General features: G+C 34.1%; 14 protein-coding genes, 1 pseudogene and 1 riboswitch. Of the genes and pseudogenes, 11 read left to right on the forward strand and 4 right to left on the reverse strand.

Annotated elements, in window-relative coordinates; genetic code table 11:
• Nucleotides 1-70 precede the first annotated feature (70 nt).
• The 8 genes and pseudogenes from ACQVV1_RS01940 (at nt 71) to ACQVV1_RS01980 (ending at nt 6,607) form a co-directional block, all read left to right on the forward strand.
• Nucleotides 71-1,096 carry a homoserine dehydrogenase gene (locus tag ACQVV1_RS01940; protein WP_431168529.1) on the forward strand — a complete coding sequence of 342 codons (1,026 nt, stop codon included), beginning with the start codon at nt 71-73 and terminating at the stop codon, nt 1,094-1,096.
• 89 nt (nt 1,097-1,185) lie between these two features.
• The gene (pdxR, locus tag ACQVV1_RS01945) at nt 1,186-2,634 is read left to right on the forward strand and encodes a MocR-like pyridoxine biosynthesis transcription factor PdxR (RefSeq protein WP_431168530.1); all 1,449 of its coding nucleotides are present in this window, start codon (nt 1,186-1,188) and stop codon (nt 2,632-2,634) included.
• Between the two features lie 4 nt (nt 2,635-2,638).
• A complete protein-coding gene (ddlB, locus tag ACQVV1_RS01950; RefSeq protein WP_431168622.1) occupies nt 2,639-3,553 on the forward strand; it encodes a D-alanine--D-alanine ligase in 915 nt (304 codons plus the stop codon).
• A gap of 71 nt (nt 3,554-3,624) precedes the next feature.
• A riboswitch (TPP riboswitch) is annotated at nt 3,625-3,730 on the forward strand.
• A gap of 123 nt (nt 3,731-3,853) precedes the next feature.
• A complete protein-coding gene (gene tenA / locus ACQVV1_RS01955; protein WP_431168531.1) occupies nt 3,854-4,543 on the forward strand; it encodes a thiaminase II in 690 nt (229 codons plus the stop codon).
• Nucleotides 4,544-5,067: 524 nt separating this feature from the next.
• Entirely contained in the window at nt 5,068-5,385 is a 318-nt protein-coding gene (locus tag ACQVV1_RS01965; RefSeq protein WP_242253344.1) for a heterocycloanthracin/sonorensin family bacteriocin, read from the forward strand.
• 17 nt (nt 5,386-5,402) lie between these two features.
• Nucleotides 5,403-5,553: pseudogene (locus tag ACQVV1_RS01970) on the forward strand (site-specific integrase); the annotation flags it as partial.
• A gap of 378 nt (nt 5,554-5,931) precedes the next feature.
• Nucleotides 5,932-6,114: a hypothetical protein gene (locus ACQVV1_RS01975; protein WP_242253346.1), complete on the forward strand. Its 183-nt coding sequence runs from the start codon at nt 5,932-5,934 to the stop codon at nt 6,112-6,114.
• Between the two features lie 118 nt (nt 6,115-6,232).
• Nucleotides 6,233-6,607, forward strand: coding sequence for a sigma-70 family RNA polymerase sigma factor (locus ACQVV1_RS01980; RefSeq protein WP_431168532.1), 375 nt, complete (start codon nt 6,233-6,235; stop codon nt 6,605-6,607).
• Nucleotides 6,608-7,097: 490 nt separating this feature from the next.
• Here the strand turns inward: ACQVV1_RS01980 and ACQVV1_RS01985 are convergent, their stop codons facing one another.
• The 3 genes from ACQVV1_RS01985 to ACQVV1_RS01995 form a co-directional block, all read right to left on the reverse strand.
• Entirely contained in the window at nt 7,098-7,484 is a 387-nt protein-coding gene (locus tag ACQVV1_RS01985; RefSeq protein WP_431168533.1) for a hypothetical protein, read from the reverse strand.
• A 99-nt stretch (nt 7,485-7,583) separates the two neighbouring features.
• The gene (locus ACQVV1_RS01990) at nt 7,584-7,661 is read right to left on the reverse strand and encodes an exosporium leader peptide-containing protein (RefSeq protein ID WP_431168623.1); all 78 of its coding nucleotides are present in this window, start codon (nt 7,659-7,661) and stop codon (nt 7,584-7,586) included.
• A gap of 603 nt (nt 7,662-8,264) precedes the next feature.
• On the reverse strand, nt 8,265-8,729 hold the full coding sequence (locus tag ACQVV1_RS01995; protein ID WP_242253350.1) for a hypothetical protein: 465 nt from the start codon (nt 8,727-8,729) through the stop codon (nt 8,265-8,267).
• 1,455 nt (nt 8,730-10,184) lie between these two features.
• Here ACQVV1_RS01995 and ACQVV1_RS02000 point away from each other — a divergent pair.
• Nucleotides 10,185-10,358, forward strand: a complete 174-nt coding sequence (locus ACQVV1_RS02000) for a hypothetical protein (protein WP_242253352.1) — start codon at nt 10,185-10,187, stop codon at nt 10,356-10,358.
• 995 nt (nt 10,359-11,353) lie between these two features.
• On the opposite strand, the gene ACQVV1_RS02005 is transcribed toward ACQVV1_RS02000, so the two are convergent.
• Nucleotides 11,354-12,082, reverse strand: coding sequence for a glycosyltransferase family 2 protein (locus ACQVV1_RS02005; protein WP_242253354.1), 729 nt, complete (start codon nt 12,080-12,082; stop codon nt 11,354-11,356).
• 932 nt (nt 12,083-13,014) lie between these two features.
• Between ACQVV1_RS02005 and ACQVV1_RS02010 the strand changes: the two genes are divergently transcribed.
• Nucleotides 13,015-14,277, forward strand: a complete 1,263-nt coding sequence (locus tag ACQVV1_RS02010) for an exosporium glycoprotein BclB-related protein (protein ID WP_431168534.1) — start codon at nt 13,015-13,017, stop codon at nt 14,275-14,277.
• A gap of 337 nt (nt 14,278-14,614) precedes the next feature.
• A complete protein-coding gene (locus tag ACQVV1_RS02015; protein WP_242253356.1) occupies nt 14,615-14,989 on the forward strand; it encodes an ArpU family phage packaging/lysis transcriptional regulator in 375 nt (124 codons plus the stop codon).
• Nucleotides 14,990-15,224 lie beyond the last annotated feature (235 nt).

Here is a 15,224-nt window from a genome sequence, read left to right on the forward strand (position 1 = left end):
TCGATGGAATTCGAGAGCGCTTTATATTATATTGAAAGGGGGATTTGATAGAAAAATATAGGGGGATATTATGAAAATTCAAGTTGTACTATCAGGATATGGAACAGTAGGCAGAGAGTTTATAAAATTATTAAACGAAAAATATTCATATATATATGAAACATATGGGATTCAATTAGTTGTAAGTGGTGTATTAGGGAGAAATATTGCAATACATAATGAAGATGGCTTATCTATTCACCATTTATTGATGTATGGTGGCGGTACTGCTGCAATTGAAAAATATTTAGACTATTATCCGAAGGAACGTGCAACAAATGGGATAAATGGTACTGTATTAGTAGAATCAACTGTTACAAACCTTAAAGATGGAAATCCCGGGAAACACTATATGAAACAAGCGATTGAGAAACATATGGATATAGTTGCAATTTCAAAAGGCGCACTCGTTACAAACTGGAGAGAAATAAATGAAGCAGCAAAGCAGGCAAATGTACGAATTCGATATAGCGGTGCAACTGCAGCCGCATTACCAACACTTGATATTGGTCAACTTAGTTTAGCTGGTTGCCATATTGAAAAAATAGAAGGAATATTAAACGGGACAACAAATTATATTCTTTCGAAAATGAATGAGGAAGATGTTACGTTTGAAGAATCACTGAAAGAAGCCCAAAGTAAGGGAATTGCTGAAACAAACCCAATATTAGATGTAAGTGGTTCTGATAGTGCGTGTAAATTGTTACTTTTGACAAACAGTTTAATGGGAACAGAGAATACGCTTACAGATATACATATAAAAGGAATCGAACATGTTACAAAACAACAAATTCAAAATGCGAAGGAACAAAATAAATATATTAAATTAATAGCTTCAGCAAATAAGGATAAGGATGGTAACGTGGTTCTTCATGTAGAACCGTCCGAAATAGATAGCGATCATCCGCTAGCAAAAGTAAATGGTACAGAAAAAGGGATTACGTTCTTTACAGATACGATGGGCCAAGTTACTACAATTGGTGGTGCATCAAATCCACGTGGAGCCGCAGCAGCAGCGTTAAAAGATGTAATTAACTTGTACCGAAAAGATTTATAAGACCGTACCGCCCTTTATAAAAAATACATATGTAGTGGACCTTTTGAGAATGAAATAAATGTGTAAAAATAATTGCAGGGGGTAAGAAATTGTTTAAAGATTTTAAAGTTGTGAAAGATCGTCCCGTTTATATTCAATTGAAAGATTATTTAAAAAAGATGATTATGAAAGGGCATTTGCTCGGGGATCAAAAAATACCTTCAACAAGGGAACTAAGTGAATTATTAAGTGTGAGCAGAAATACTGTACTCGCTGCTTATGCAGATTTGGAGCAAGAAGGGCTCATTTATGCAGTTAAAGGAAAAGGGAATTTTGTTGCGAAGGTTGATATAAGCAACACTTCGTCTGTTGAAATAAATTGGAAAAATAAACTTAATACAGTTACCCTATTAGCGGATGAATTAGATTTAATGAAACATGGTGTTCGCTGGGAAAAAGGAATGATTGTTTTTAATAGCATTGCTCCGGATGAAAAGCTATTTGATGTGGAAAATTTCAAAAGAGCTTTTCTTACTCGTATGTCCATTGAAGGAGATGTCGTACTAAACTACGGATACGCAAAAGGTTATAGACCGTTAATGAATTATCTACTTCATTATATGGAAATGAAGGGTGTAGATATATCGAACAAAGATATTTTAATTACAAATGGATTTACAGAAGGATTAGACATTGTATTATCCTCGTTGTCAAAGAAATCAGGGCGAGTTATTTGTGAGAATCCAACTCACCATGCTGCGTTGAAGCTGTTCCGCTTACATGGCCTTGAAGTTCATGGTATTGATATGAATGAGGATGGTCTTGATACGAATCAAGTTGAAAAAAGCTTGCGTGAAAAAGAGTTTGATTTTGCATATTTAATTCCTTCCTATCATAATCCAACCGGTATTGTTACAAGTTCAGAGAAAAGAACGGAACTGATGAGATTATTTTCAAAATATAAGGTTCCTATTATAGAAGATGGATTTAATGAGGAACTACGTTATTCAGGTTCACATTTAGCACCATTATTAACTTTTGCTGGCGCTGGTAATAATGTGATTTATATTAGTAGCTTTTCGAAGGTACTTTTCCCTGGTTTACGTGTAGGATGGATCATTGCAGATAAAGAGCTGATCCATCATTTAGAAAGTGTAAAAAGAGCAAGAACAATTCATACATCTACTTTAGATCAAGCTGTTCTTTTTCAATATTTACATGAAGGATATTTTGAAAAATATTTAAAAAAGGCAAGGTCTGTTTATAAGAAAAAATATGAGTTAGCTGTTGGGGCGTGTAACGAGTACATTCCGTTTCAAAGAATGACCGGTGATGGTGGACTTCATTTATTTATAGAGCTAGAAGAGCATATTAATGCCCGTACACTTTTGCAAAAGTGTTATGAGCAAGGAGTTACATTTTCTCCTGGAGATGTTTTTTACTCTGATGGAGGAGGAGCGAATACTTTTCGATTAGGATTTTCACGTCTGAAAGAAGAAGAAATAGTTCGGGGAATTAAAATAATCGGTGGTACAATAAAAAATGAAATTTGGAGTTGAGGAAATGAGAATTGGCGTTATTATGGGAGGAGTATCCTCTGAAAAACAAGTATCAATTATGACTGGAAATGAAATGATTGCACATTTAGATAAAAGTAAGTATGACATAGTTCCAATTATGTTAAACGAAAAAATGGATTTAATCGAAAAAGCGAAAGACATTGATTTTGCGCTGCTCGCATTACACGGAAAATACGGAGAAGACGGGACTGTTCAAGGAACGCTTGAAAGTTTAGGTATTCCTTATAGCGGGAGCAATATGTTATCTAGCGGTATATGTATGGACAAAAATATTTCGAAAAAGATTTTACGTTATGAAGGAATAGAAACACCAGATTGGATTGAACTTACAAAAATGGAGGATCTAAATCTTGATGAGTTAGATAAGTTAGGATTTCCGTTAGTCGTAAAACCAAACTCTGGTGGGTCAAGTGTTGGAGTAAAGATTGTCTATAATAAAGACGAATTAATTTCAATGCTGGAAACTGTGTTTGAATGGGATTCTGAAGTAGTAATAGAGAAGTATATAAAAGGTGACGAGATTACATGTTCCATTTTTAATGGAAAACAGTTACCCATCATTTCAATTCGACACGCGGCGGAGTTCTTTGATTACAATGCGAAATATGATGATGCTGGTACTATTGAAGAAGTTATTGAACTTCCAGTTGAATTGAAAGAACGTGTAAACAAAGCGTCACTGGCTTGCTATAAAGCATTAAAATGTAGTGTTTATGCAAGGGTTGATATGATGGTGAAAGACGGTATTCCATATGTAATGGAAGTTAACACATTACCAGGAATGACACAAGCAAGTCTACTACCAAAAAGTGCAGATGCAGCGGGAATTAATTATAGCAAACTATTAGATATGATTATTGAAACTTCATTAAGAGTAAGGGAAGAAGAAGAGTTTTAAGTAGCGGTATCATGAATACTTTTGACAGTAACATGAAGTATGTTATGATGAATACAATACAAAATTAAATATTTATCCACTAGGGGGGCCTATTATAGGCTGAGATCAAATGGGAATTTGAGACTCTTAGTACCTGATCTGGTTAATGCCAGCGTAGGGAAGTGGGAAAGACATTGCTATTTCATGAATAAATACTGTCAATTTCACTTTCTTTACGCCTGTAAAGAAAGTTTTTTTATTTTAAAGCGTTAATAACTGTGGATAAATACTTATATTAAATTAATTATTGGAGGAATTTAAATGACTTTTTCACAATCATTACGTAAAGAAGTAGATTCAATTTGGAAAGCAAGTTTTAACCATCCATTTGTAAAAAAACTTGGTGAAGGAACTTTAGATTTAGCTAGTTTTCGCTATTATGTGCTTCAAGATTCATATTATTTAAGTCACTTTGCTAGAGTACAAACTTTAGGAGCTGCAAAAGCACTGGAATTAGAAACGACAGCTCGTATGGCACACCATGCCCAAAATACATATGAGGCGGAATTATCATTACATGAGAATTTTGCGAAGAAACTTGGGATAACACAAGAAGAAAAAGATAATTTTATCCCTGCTCCAACTGCATACGCATATACTTCACATATGTATCGTGCTGCGTATGAAGGACATTTAGGCGATATCATTGCAGCAATTTTACCTTGCTATTGGCTGTATTATGAAATTGGTGAGCGTTTAAAAGAGTGTCAGCCAGAAGAGCCAATTTATAACGAATGGATTTCTGCTTATGGATCTGATTGGTTCCGCACATTAGTTGAAGAGCAAATTACACGATTAGATGCAATAGCTGAAAAAGTAACAGAGGCAGACCGAAATCGAATGAAACAACATTTTATGATTAGTAGTCAATATGAATATTTATTTTGGGAAATGGCTTATACTTTAGAAAAGTGGCCAGTGAATACAGAAGTAAAAGATGTAATTGGATAAAGAATAGGAGTAATGTTATAGATAGGTATGGATAATACCTACCTATCTATATATTTTTTCTTATTAGATTTGTGTAAAGTCGATAGTGCTGGGGATATGGCGAAATGGCATATCGATAAGTTAGTTAATTTAATTTTCTACGCATTAACTGGATAAACTTCTGCCACATGTATTAAACAATCAAATGGATTAACATATTTCGTTACTGCTCCAACTTCAGATGCACAACGTAATGGAATGAATTTCTACCTTGAACGTACAGGATACGGCATTATGGTTATTGAGAAATAAATTGAACTTAGTAAGCATGAAGATATGACGCTAGAATTCAAATTTTATAATTTCTATTTATAAAAATGAGCCCATAGTAAAAATAGGTATATGAACAAGGTGCATCATCTAGTGATAAGTCATACTTTGTTGGTGTATGTATTTAACTTAGTTTATAGCGCTATTTTTACTTAGATGTAACGAACAAAAATATAGGAAAGCATCGATGGGGTTGTATTTTATAAACGGAGGTCATGAAAATGAATCAGTTTCAACAAGAACTAAAAGCGCTAACCCTTAATGATTACCGGTCTGGAAATATTGTATATTGGGACCAGCAAAACCAATATCCATATTATTACTATATTGAAGATGCTGCTCGTCGCTGTGGCGGTTGTGGTCGTTGCGGAGGTTGTGGCGGTCGCTGTGGTGGGTTTCGTTGTGGTGGATTCCGTTGTATTGGTTGCTTCGGTTGTTTTGGTTGTGGAAGCTGTGGCGGTTGTGGTGGTTGCTCTAATTGTTTTAATGGTACTTCTGATACTACGGGTACTATTGTAACATATGAATATTAACTACATTTATCAATTAAAAAACATTAGCTTTATACATGTACATGCCGACAAAGAATATAGCCATCGCTAATGGATATATTCCATCATTCAAGTGAAAGAGTAACAATAAGATATATTGATATAAATCAAGATGAGATAGATAAAGCAATGACTAGATTTAAAATCTAATCATTGCTTTTTTCTTATGGTTTTACCATCAAATATTATCGAACAGAAATGTAGACGTTGTTATTACAATCGTACATCAAATGAATGTTTTAGTGTTAATGAGTGTAAAGTAAAGCATGCCCGACTGGTGGAGAGTTACGCCAGTTGGGTAGATACTTGGATACACAGTCTAAAAAGACTGATGAACTAAGAAAGGGAGCGCCGAGTGGTTTAACACCTGAGGTTGTCAGGAAATTCAATAGACAAGGTATACCGGATAAAGATATCGATATTATGTATGATCTTAGCCCCTCGTATGTTGGGAAAAGAAAAAATGGAAACGAGCGGGTAATTGGAAAGAGCCAGCTGATATGAGAGAAATAAAAAGGGGTGGAGCAAATGCCTGAAATAGTTGATGTGAAAGCCATGTCGGATGATGAGTTTGTAAAAAAATATAAAAAGCTAGTTTACAAGTTTGTATGGAGAAAGTACGGAGCAGTTTTGGGACCGATTAAAAGTACTACGGGTTTAGATATAGAGAATTTAATTCAAAGGTTTACTAAAAGCGAGAAGAGACTTTAACCCTGTATATGGATATGGGTGCAAATTTTCCACTTTAGCGATTCCTAAAATATACGGAGAAACTACAAAAGCGATTATAGGTAATCAAAAGGTCAAGGTAACACGAGACATATTTTATTTGAAAGGCAGAATCCAAAGGGAAGGATTAACAGAAGAAAAACCAGAGACCATCAGTCAACAATTAGGCGTATCTGTTGAGGATGTAGGAGATGCTTTACAGTATCAACAAATTCCAAGTTCTTTAAGTGAAGTAATGTATTGTTCAGGCGGAGAGAAAGCCGAAATTACAATTGAGTCAAAGCTTGTTGATGAAAGTCCAATACGTAAAATCGAAGAAATTGAAGGAAAGTTAGTAATGCGTTCTTTTATAAATACGTTACCAGATATAGAGTTAATGATTTGGGATATGTACTCAAACCACATGTCACAGGGGAATATCGGAAAGCGTGTAGGGGTTACTCAAACTCAAATTAGTCGGATTCTAAAAAAATAAATCAAAGAGCTGCAGCTTTTGGAAAAGCGCAGGGAGTTGCAAAGTAGTACCAATTTTGAATGTTATACAGAAAGGTGGAGTTGCACTATGTTTTGGTTAGGATGTTTTTTAGGATACATTGCAGGTTCGGTTATTACATGTGCGCTATTCTATTTTGGATTTAGAGCAGAGGAAAATAAGAAAGCAGATTTGAAAAGAAAAGAATGATGGAAATCAATTTCAATACAATTTGAATTTTGTAGAAAAAGAGCAGCTAGCAAAATCTAACTGCTCGATAGATTAAACATAGTAATTTTAACATTTATACTTTCGTAGTGGGATAAGCGATTAATATTTTTAATTAAATTGGATCGCCAGGATATTTTATTGCAGCAAACCTACGATTTCCAACTTGTGCTGATGTTATAGTCTCACTAAGTTCTCCTATGTTCGCTATAACACGATAATGAACTGGATTTGGTGGTGTTATCGGGTCTCTAGGGGAGTCTACTCATGTAAATGTGGAGTTAAAGGGGTATAAAAAATTCCCATCACTACCGACTGAATAGTTGCCGGATACAAATGTTTCTGTTAACAACAAATTATCGTGGAATAACTGATAGTTAATGGTGTCTATGTTAAAGAAACTACTTTGATCTACTCCAATCTCAACAACAATCTCTGTTCCCATAGTCGCATTTAATAGGACTCTGTCACCAATATTTTCTATAGGAACAATGACCTCCATAATTCTTAAGTTATTTGTATTTGGAGGAAGATCTATAGATTCAGGTACTGGTGTAAGGGGAGTAAAAAATAGGGTAGGTCCTGTAGGCCCAGTTGGTCCCGTAGGCCCAGTAATACCGGTAGGTCCAGTTAGTACTTCCGGTGGGTCCAAGTGATGCCAGAAGGCCCGGTGATGCCAGTAAATCCTGTTGCTCCAGTGAATCCAGTACTGTCCTGTAGTACCCGTTGTTCCAGTGGGACCTGTAGGGAATTAAAAAGGTTGCATAGATGGAAGTGTAGGTCCAATCGAATCCGGATTTAATGCAGCAGAAGATAAAAACTCGTCCAATATAATTCACCTCTGAAAAATTCGTATTACTAATAGTAAATGTGGGAGTAGAGTCAAAGGAAATGGACAAGCGTTTGTATATGTGAAATTTAATAAAATAGTTATTTGGGGAAGATTGGTAGCTGAAATGCTAGATATCTAACTTTTCAGCTGGGTGTTTATCCATTTTTATTACGGGAGTTTTTCAACTTGCTATTAGAAGAAATAACTCCGCAAAATATAGCAATAAAAATTGCAGCCCAGGTTCCCATGGACATAGAAATCCCTCCTAGTAATAAAATGAATTACTTCTATATTTTAACATTATTAGATGGATTGGAAAAGAAGGAGACGAAGCACAATAAATTTTGAATTTTATAAGAAACGAGGTATGTTGGTGTAAAGGTGTGGGAAGGAACTGAGGGTCATTACACATACAAAATTACAGAGAAGGACGACAAGTTTGATGTAACGATAGATTTGTTAGGCGATAAAGAATACATGTGGTTTAAATCCTATTCAGGAACTAGAGCTTATTTAAAAAGAGAGTATTACTTTACTGGGCGGATGAAACGGATTTCTTAATATAAAGCGTTATTTTATTATAGAAAGTATTAGATTTTACTATGTTAATGCTATAACAGCAAGAGTTAAGCCCAACGTATTTAATGAATTAGAATATGGTCCTACATTAACAGTAAGAGAACTTGTTATACCTGGAGGTGTAGTGAAAATTGCGGGTGCTGATACAGAAGTGAATCCTGCAGTATATCCTAGAGAAGTACCTGAGCCAGTGATTGAATTATTATTAAGATACATGGTGATACCTGCCGCATTTCCTCCTGGTTGAATAATAACTTGCACTTCATAGATTGCCAAATAGGTTCTTCCACCTTCGAGTAAAACAGTTGTTGGTGGTGCGAATGAGATTGCTGTACCATTAGAATTTACCACGGTATCTAGTGGAATCGCAGAATTTACAGAAACTATTGCTGGGGTAGTTTGAACAACATTTAAACTGTTAGCCGTGGGGGATGGACAAGAACAAGGTTTGTGAATTTTAGAATTGTTATCATTTTGGTAATTCACAAATAATCATACTCCTTTATGTAAGATAATTTTTTATCCTATAAAACGTAACTTTTTGTGTATATATGTTATTTTTAACAAGTTTGTGAAAATTAGCTGAAAAGTGTTGGTCAGTCAATTCTTAAAAGTATTTAATACTTAGGGGTTTCAAAAGGCATCCGATAAATATATATGAATGTTTTTTCAAGAACATTACTGTAAGTTAGGAAGTGCAATAAAATAGTTATTTAATAATAAAATCGTGTACAAAAAATGTACACGATTTTATAAAAATTATGTCTTGCGTGCTCATTGCAATCTATGTTTATTGTATGTAAAACGTGATGTTATACATTGCAATACATTTAAAGAGCACTCTTAAAAGTGCTCTCTCACCAAAACTAATATTGAAAAAGATTATCACATGATATTTTATGTATGTTCTTAATAGATGTGCAGTTTAAAAAATCTTTCTTTTACACAACAAAGCAGCTAGTTAACTAAACTAACTGCTTGTTGTACAAAAGAAACGCTGCGCTTACAGAAATAGTTTGTAACTTTAAGTTACAAAAATAGTATGAACAGGGTTAAAGATGTTATTCAGAAATGAAAGGGAACAAAATAAAAAAGAGCACCATGCATAAGTGCTCTTTAAGATAGGAGGTAACACTTTGAGCTGGATGATTAGGTTAAAATTATATGGTGTAGAAAAGAAATAAGAACTAAAATTTTTTTCAATTTCATAGAAAAAAGCAGCTAGCAAAAGCTAACTACTCTCTGAAAAAACGTTAAGAAGGAAGTTCAGAACTCAAGTGTATTTATAGTATGGACAAGGTTTATGGCTTTATTCAAGGAGGGATGGATAATGTGCACTTATTGGGAAAACGCAGTTAAAGAATTCTTTAAGAAGCAAGAGTCGGAACGCAATAAAAAAGCAGTTAGCAAAAGCTAACTGCTTAGTGAATAAGAAGAACGTAATGGTCATTCGTATTCAACCTTGGTGTATCTATATTGTTAACATGTTTTAGAAATTTATTCAATAAAAGAGCAGCTAGCAAAAGCTAACTGCTCGGCTTTCGACCAAGAAAGCTAGAGTGGGAAAAAACAGCTTTTTAAAGCCTTATTTATAGTGTTAGATAATTTTTAGAATTTTATTCGCTTAAAAACATAAAAAAAAAACAGCTAGCAAAGCTAACTGCTCCAATCATGGAATGTGGTTTGAAATGGGTTATCTATAGTATTGACGGAATATTAAGTTTTATTCAGACGTAGAAGGTCTTTTGCAAAGAAAAAGGCTAGGATTTCTCCTAGCCAGTTAAAGGGTATTCGTGCATAGACGAATTTACTTATATTATAGCGTAATAAATAACTGTTCGAGATGTTAATGCTGTTAAGTTTTTTTTACTAGATAATTACATTTGTAAATTGAGTGTAAAGTTAGATTTAAAAAAATCCTTTTAAAGCGAGGTTAGAAGAATGGAAGATAATGTGAAGGTTTTAGATGATGATGGAATGCTAGGGATGGAATTTAAGGAACAAGCAATTCGTGTATATAACACAGAAGGTAATGTGATCGAATTACTTTCTACGAGAGTGCAGACTCAAGAAGTTATCGATTTTCTTGAAGAGTGTAAAAAGGAAATGAAATAAAAGTTCATTAGAGTAGATCGAACGGAGGGAAACTGTATCGTATAAATCAAAAGGAAATTCCAGATAAGGAAATAAGCATTATGTACGATCATAGATTTACTTATGTTGGAAATCTTAAAAAGAAGTGGGAAAGTGAGGGGAAATGGAAAGGACCGACTGATATGAGAGAAATAAAAAAAGGCTAGGATTTCTCCTGGCAAAGAGTTACGCGGTACAGAAAGGTAGTTGTGTGCAAATCAGATATTTGCAAGTTCATTATATAACGTTTATCGGGTGGATAGGTTGAATCACAGCAATCTTTACGTAGGTTTTACATGATATTGAAGTTTTTGATAAAGACCAAATTTGAATTTTGTACAGAGATGGGGAATTAAAGTGAAAGATGTAAAGATAGAAAACATTTGTGGGAGTGTACGTATTTTTGTAGATGATACTGGAAAAGTGGTTGCAGACCCATTGTTAATAAATCTTGATTTGGCTGGATCTATTAATTAAACCATTGAAAACTAAACAAAAGCGTTATTTTATAGTGATGCAAAAAGAGTACATATCGAATATGTACTCTTGAAAAAAGGAAGTATATATAAGTGATGAAACACTATGCTACAACATATGCTTGTCTCATTTAAAAGTGCAAGGAATATAACAAAATAGTTATTTTAATTAAAAAGAGCACAATATGCCCTAAAGGTGCTCTTTGACCAAGAACTATATTTTGTATTTTTATAGTCCGTATAAGTATATGGATTTTGTAAATAAAGAGTGAATCAATTTTTTAACAAAATCTTTAGTTTATGCAAAAAAGACAACATCCGAAGGGGGATGTTGTCTCAACAAATGTAAAATTCTATGAAAGAAAAGAGGAGATACAATAATATATGCTTGTCCAGTTTAAATGTGAAAAGATTTTAATGAAAATGCTATTTTAATAAGGGATGATTCTTATTCAAAAGCGGGGCCGCATGGAAAGCTTAAAAATGTTCTTCTTAGATGTATTAATAGTTAGGGAAACATAAATCTGGAAATAAAACTTGATGTTCTGGGATTAATCGAAGGTCAATAGTGGTGCTCGCCAAGGATTTATATTTTATTTCTAATTCAGCTAGTGTAACTAGGTGATGAATACCTAAGCCATGCTGGATGCTATGTTTAGAAAGAGTTGGACCAATTTGTAACTTTCGATTTTTCATAGCTTTGTTCCATGGACTGTAAAAGAATTTTAAAACGAAGGCAGGGTACATGTAAACGATAAATGAATGACTTGACCAATGCCTTCCGGCTGTATAGTTACCATGTGAATAATTGTGAATTAGTCTGCCACCCTTGTAAGGGGCAAGTGGATTAGGATGGATTATTATCCCATGATAACGCTGTTTGACAAGGGGAATGCCGTATCTCGGATTGGTATAACCGTGAGAAGGTTCATCCACCATCAGAATAGTCCTAATGGAATACATGTTTTTTCCTAAAGTAGCAAGAGAAGAGAAAAAGTCTTCCTTATCAAAACAGCAAAGAAATTCAGTGGTATTTAAAACCATTTTCCATCCCGAAATTTCTTTTTCTATTTCCATTACTTCTTGATCAACTAATAAGGCATCAAACTCTAATACTTTTGAATCTCGGATTTCCCAATGAGGTGCAAATAATCTACATATGTCTACTGAACGATCAGTAGACCCTCGATTAATAAGGATACCGTGATCAAATAGTTTTGTGTGGTGCATTAACCACCAAGGGAGTAGATACTCTTCATTATAAAAATGGGAAATTACAGTTGTATTAATAAAAACACCTCCTTATAAAAGCAGCTAAAATATGCATGTCTATATAAATATATGTTTAGTTCATACAAGTGTGTAAAAACACATTTAAATAAAAATTTCATTTGATAAGTATTCAAAAATCAAAAAAGAGCACTTAATAAAGTGCTCTCGTGACGAGATTCATTTTGTAAAGACTATTTCAATTTATAAAGAAAGGAACACAAAATATTTTATGAAGTTATTTTCGATTAAGTGTGTATCTTTTATACAAAATTTTATTTTATAGGAAATGAAAAAGAGCACCATTATATGGTACGCTTCTATGAATCAGCACACCATTCATATATTGTTAATGTTTGTGAGTCATGAACAATTAAATGTTTTGAAAGGTAAGGATTCAAGACAATAGTATGTAAGATGAGTATAAATTGTTACAAAAAAATAAAAATTAGTCAGCAAAAGCAAAATGATTAGCTCTCAATGGAAAATACAATGCATTATTAGAAACCCATGATACAAACAACTATGTTGTGAGGATTAAACTTTTTCAAAAAAACTTCATTTGATATTACTCTAGAATGGAATTATTGAACTTATAAATTATTATGTTTTTTCGTTTATTGATAAAATAAACACGTTGATAGGAGTAATAACGTTTTCCTTTAAAAATATGCGTTTTTATTAGTAAATTAATCTAAGCACTGGATAAATAGATGCGTATACTTATATTATGTGAGTTGTGAATGTAATTAAACTAAATTTTTATAGTTTAATTATTAGTAACTATTTTTATTCTAAGAAAAATGAATATTTAAAATATTCCACGCCATTAAAATTGAGTGTTTCTTAGTATAAGAATATTCTCTCAAAATTATAAAATAAGGAGGAAATAAATGAAACATAATGATTGTTTTAATCATAATAACTGCAATCCGATTGTTTTTTCAGCAGATTGTTGTAAAAATCCACAGTCAGTTCCTATTACGAGCCAACAATTAAGTCAATTAATTACTTTACTAAATTCATTAATACCAGCTATTTCAGCATTTTTTGCAAATCCAAGTGATGCAAATAGAGTAGCGTTACTCAATTTATTTAATCAATTTTTAATTTTCTTAAATTCCTTACTATCTTCCCCAGAAGTTAACTTTTTGAAACAATTAACTCAAAGTATTATAGTTTTATTACAATCTCCAGCACCTAATTTAGGACAATTGTCAACATTATTGCAACAATTTTATAGCGCCCTTGCACAATTCTTCTTCGCTTTAGATCTTATCCCTGTATCCTGTGACTCAAATGTCGATCCTGCAACTTTACAACTTCTTTTTAGTTTATTAATTCAATTAATCAATGCTACTCCAGGGGCGACAGGTCCAACAGGCCCAACAGGCCCAACAGGTCCTGGAGGTGGAGTAACAGGCCCAACGGGCCCAACAGGTCCTGGAGGTGGCGCGACAGGTCCAACAGGTCCAACAGGTCCAACAGGAGCAACAGGTCCAACAGGTCCAACAGGTCTAACAGGTCTAACAGGTTTAACAGGTCCAACAGGCCTAACAGGTCCAACAGGAGCAACAGGTCCAACAGGTCCAACAGGTCCAACAGGCCTAACAGGAGCAACAGGCCTAACAGGAGCAACGGGAGCTGGAGCAGTTATTCCGTTTGCATCAGGTGGACCAGTAGCATTAGCAACTGTTTTAGGTGGATTAGCTAACACAGGAGCACTTCTTGGATTTGGAAGTTCATTCTTCCCTGTAATTGTCCCACCTGGTGGCCCAATTACTATAGGTCCTGTACCTCCAGTATTTGATTTCGCATTTGTAGCTCCTCGCGCAGGTACAATTACTTCGTTAGCAGGATTCTTTAGTGTAACGGTAGCGGTTGCTTTAGCATTAGGAAGCATACAAATTCAAATGCAGTTGTACAGCGCACCAGCAGCAAGTAATACTTTCACTCCAGTAGGTACACCGTTACTATTAACACCAGCATTTAGTGGTCTTATTGCTATCGGTAATACTGCAAGCGGTATTAGCGCACAAGCAATTGCGGTCGCTCCACAAGATAAGATATTACTTGTTGTTTCATCAACTACACCTGGTTTTGATATAGCTACTGCTATTACAGGCTTCGCAAGTGCAGGTATAACATTCGTATAATCACTTGTAAGTTTTGTAGTTGAAAATTTTGATATAAGAAAAGAGATTGTCAAAAAAGTATCCACAGATTAACTTTGTAAGACAGTCTCTTTTCTTTATTTGTTTTTATACATTATGCCTGGTGGAAACCATTAAATATGCTTAGAGAATCTGGTGGGATTTTGTTAAGTTAAATGATCACTGCTAGTAAATTACATAATAATAGACGTAAAAAAATAAAGGTTTACAGCCGATTGTGGATTACGAACTAATTTCATACATATATAAAGGTATATATCTAAAATATTTAAAGTTTTAGCCTTATATATGTAAGGATTGAGACGTGGGAGGATTATATTTGGACCAATTATCATTTTTCAAGCATATAGAGGAGAAAGAAATCCGCCCTTTCGTGATAGAAGAGTTGCGGAAATACAGAGTGTTACGTATTAGATTCCAAAATCAGCAAGAAAGAACGGAACTGGGAACAGAATTGCTGTTTCCTGAGTTAAAGCAAGTGGACAAACATGAGTTGAAGTATAGACAGTTAAAACAAGCTTTTGAGGAAGCTCTCGATGAGGATGAACAAAGGATTCTTGAAATGAAGTATATGAGCATTAAAGAATTGAATGATGATTATATTTATACTGTTCTTGGTATGAAACGAGGAAAGTTTTATAGAAAGCGAAAATCTGGAATCGTTAATTTGGCTACAGCATTAGGTATGATATAAAAAATAATAGAACTTTTGGGGCACTGTTTTGAGTACTAAATCGGGTCCCTTTTTACATTGAAATCGACGATACGATATTCCTATAGTTACTTGTTCTTTGAAAAGAGCATAACGTGGGGATAACGTATCTATGCGCTCATAATCAATGATTATAGCCCCTTTATCAAAACGTTACCGGAGAACGGGCAAGGGCGGTAAGAATCCGCAAAAAGGACGAAAAGACCAATTACATTTA

Source organism: Bacillus basilensis, from assembly GCF_050630465.1.
In the GTDB taxonomy this organism is placed as follows: domain Bacteria; phylum Bacillota; class Bacilli; order Bacillales; family Bacillaceae_G; genus Bacillus_A; species Bacillus_A basilensis.